Here is a 726-nt window from a genome sequence, read left to right as displayed (position 1 = left end):
GGGCGGCGAGCCCGGGGGCGCCGCCGTCGGAGTCGTCGGCGACGTCGGCGGTGCCGACGGGGCCGGCCGCGGTGGCGGTGAGCCGCTCCATGACCCGGGCCAGGGTGGGCGGCTCGGGGGCGCTCGCGGGGGCCGGTGCGCGAGCGGCGCCGACGAGGTCGTGGGTGTCCTCCCGCTCGTCCAGCAGCCGGTTGAGCCGGGCGGCCTCCTGCCGCCACTTACGGTCCACGACCTCTTCCGGATACGCGCTCCAGTCGACCGGGGACCAGTCGGGGCCCGGCTCCGGCGGGCCGCCGTGGAAGAGGCGGGCGGCCAGCAGCGAGGTGGCCTCGTCCATCACCCCGGGCTCCTCCAGGAGGTCGCAGGCCGGGCGCTCGCTCAGCCGGGAGGTGAACCCCTCGGCGAGCCGGTCGCGGCGGGAGAGCTCGGTGAGCGCCGAGACCACGCCCGCGTCCAGCCGGGAGGGCCAGCGGCCCATCCGCCAGGCGGGCAGCGCGACCCGGGTCAGCAGCCGGTCCCAGCCCGCGTAGGCCAGGCCCACCTGCTCCTGGGCGACGATCCGCAGCCCGTAGTCGACCGACTGGGCCCGCTCGGAGGCCGCCGCGGCGACCGCGCGCTCCATCTCGGCCGCATGGTCCCGGCAGCCGCGCAGCAGCAGCCGGGCGACCCAGCCGACGAAGGCGAAGGCCGGGCGGCGCACCAGCGCCACCAGGGCGGGCGCGGGGC

At 79.1% G+C, this 726-nt stretch carries 1 pseudogene; it reads right to left on the bottom strand.

What is annotated here, in order from left to right:
- Window positions 1-726 (bottom strand): annotated as a pseudogene (locus tag KN815_RS49465) (hypothetical protein); the annotation flags it as partial.

The sequence above is a fragment of the Streptomyces niphimycinicus genome (assembly GCF_018883605.1).
GTDB classification, from domain to species: Bacteria; Actinomycetota; Actinomycetes; order Streptomycetales; family Streptomycetaceae; genus Streptomyces; species Streptomyces niphimycinicus.
Note: the sequence above shows the minus strand (reverse complement) of the source record. Positions and strands in the feature narration are given on the sequence as shown.